Source organism: Leptolyngbya cf. ectocarpi LEGE 11479 (assembly GCF_015207065.1).
Taxonomy (GTDB): Bacteria; Cyanobacteriota; Cyanobacteriia; order Phormidesmidales; family Phormidesmidaceae; genus Leptothoe; species Leptothoe ectocarpi.
This window is the reverse complement of the sequence record NZ_JADEXP010000574.1, coordinates 1-2,190: the sequence shown is the minus strand read 5'-3', so window position 1 is coordinate 2,190 and position 2,190 is coordinate 1. Positions and strand designations below refer to the sequence as shown.

Sequence of the window (2,190 nt, the reverse complement as noted above, 5' to 3'; positions counted from 1 at the left end):
TTGGGCACGACTGAGACTGCTAGTGTAGGCTTTAGGCATGGCTCACGCAGGGCTAGAGATTTATGTAAACTTCAGCCTACACTGTGTGAGCTTTTTTACCCCTTGGAACCCTTTTCATACATCCTCTAAGTAGCATTAGCCCAATATTGGAGGGATGATTATACTGAAACTTTCCACCTAATCACCCATATCGGCAGATTAGGCTGACGTATTTCCACCTAATCACCCAAATTAGGATCTTAGGCAGAAATATTTCTACCTAATCATCCATATAGGATAGATAGGTAGAAACTTTCCCTCTAATAATGAGTTAGGCCGACAAATATCAACCTTACCTACTCAATCAGGGCATTAAGTAGAAAGTTTCTCTCTTATTATAGTTAACACCGCGTTTTAAATAAGCTTGTCCAGTATGGCGTTGTAGTATTGTGCTGAATCGTGAAACCGATTTGGCGTACACCCGCCAAAACTTTCGCCCTCAAACGAATTAACTGGTGGTATTGTCAGTACATTATTTATAACAGGTCTGAAATCAAATGCTATAGACCCTCCACCTTCATCCACTTTCTCTTCCCAACAATGGGGGACATTATCTCGTACGCTACTTATCTCTCTGATATTATTTGGATCCTTAAGAAGGATTTCAAAGATTTCAACAAACTGATATCTAAACTGAGGTCTACTAGAGGATATCAATTCGTCCAATCCCTCATCAAGAAAGATTTTTGTAGGTTCAACAGTTCTTCCTACATTAATTCTGGGAGAACCAAAAGTCACGAGATTATGGTCCAGTGCTCCAAAGGAAAAGGAGGGAGAGAGAAAAGACTGAACTCCTAACTCGCCACTATCTAAAAGCAGATAGCTAAGGTATGTGGCGACTGCCCCGCCCATACTATGCCCAGTGATCAAAACACGCTGGTTGTTTCGCGTCTGCTCAAACTCAGCCAGTCCTCTCTCCAGTTCATTCTCTACTTCATCGATTACAGTTAAAGCCGCAGATGCCCACCCCGGATGAACCGTCAAGTCAAAGCGCTCATCGAACTCGTTAGGACCTGGCACATCATCAACAGCATCACCAGTAGCCTGACGTAAAGTCAGAAAATTGAAGTGCTCAAGTAGGTCAGCCTTTCCAAAAGCAGCAGCAAGCGATTCCACTCCCCCTGAGCGCCCAGCATAAGGTTGCCCTACAAGCGGCTCCACCAATCCATTTAGAAAATCATGGGTTCTCAATGTTCTTGTAACGACCTCAGGGCGAAGCCTTCTGAACTCCACGTTTTGGTATGACCACTGGAGTGCATCATCTGTACCCCGGAAAGAAATAATTGATGATACAAATCCATCTGGTCGTTGATGCGATGCGACAAAAAATGTCATCCGCCAAAAACCATAGTCGTGGAAAGTTCTGAACCGAGTATTACTAGCATTAGCATTCGGGCCAAAGAGCTCTTTGATTTGAGCATCTGTGCCATCACACTCCGAACATGTAATGGGAGAAAATCCATCTTGAGGACTCTTTACAACTAAGTTCATTGCCTTGGCCGCTAAAGCAACGACCCTCGAACCACCGACAACATAACAGCTTTTAGGGATACCAACTGCTGGATCGCCGAAGGTTGAGTTGTCACACCTTGCTGCACCAGCATGGGATTGCACTACCCAGCGGTCAGGTTGACCGCCTGTGCCGTTTACTCCATAGTAGACGTCGCGGGTGCCTTGAAAGAAACATATTCCACCTTCTTCTGCACATTTCTCTCCGTGTGGTTCATTGACTCGTCTCGATTGTGCAGATGCTTCCGAAGGTATTACTGCTAATGCCATCAGAACAACAAATTGAAGTAGTAAACTTGTTGCTCGGTTGTTTATAAGAGACGAAATGAAGGCATGCACCAACTGATTATTCATAAGAGTGGGAAGCTCCTATAGCTAGGGGGTGAATTGCAGAGAAAAAATAATGCTTGAAGCATACATCGTAGCCAAGTCATCTTGAGTCAAATCAATAATTCTTATCGTAGAGAACTATTGTAATACAATACTCCGGACAGAATTAGGAGACTAGAACCCCGTAGTCACAAAGACTTGGAAAGTTGGGATGTGATTTAATCAAAGTCTCGTCTAAGTCTAAGTTTCGAATAAACCTGTCAATCAGATGCTGATTGAGTTTGCGACGTTTGTAGGAGGCCATGGAAAAGA

1 protein-coding gene is annotated in these 2,190 nt (G+C 43.7%); it reads right to left on the bottom strand.

The annotated features are described in order from the left end of the window. Window positions 1-393: 393 nt before the first annotated feature. On the bottom strand, window positions 394-1,902 hold the full coding sequence (locus IQ260_RS30045) for a lipase family protein (protein WP_193996716.1): 1,509 nt from the start codon (window positions 1,900-1,902) through the stop codon (window positions 394-396). Window positions 1,903-2,190: the final 288 nt, after the last annotated feature.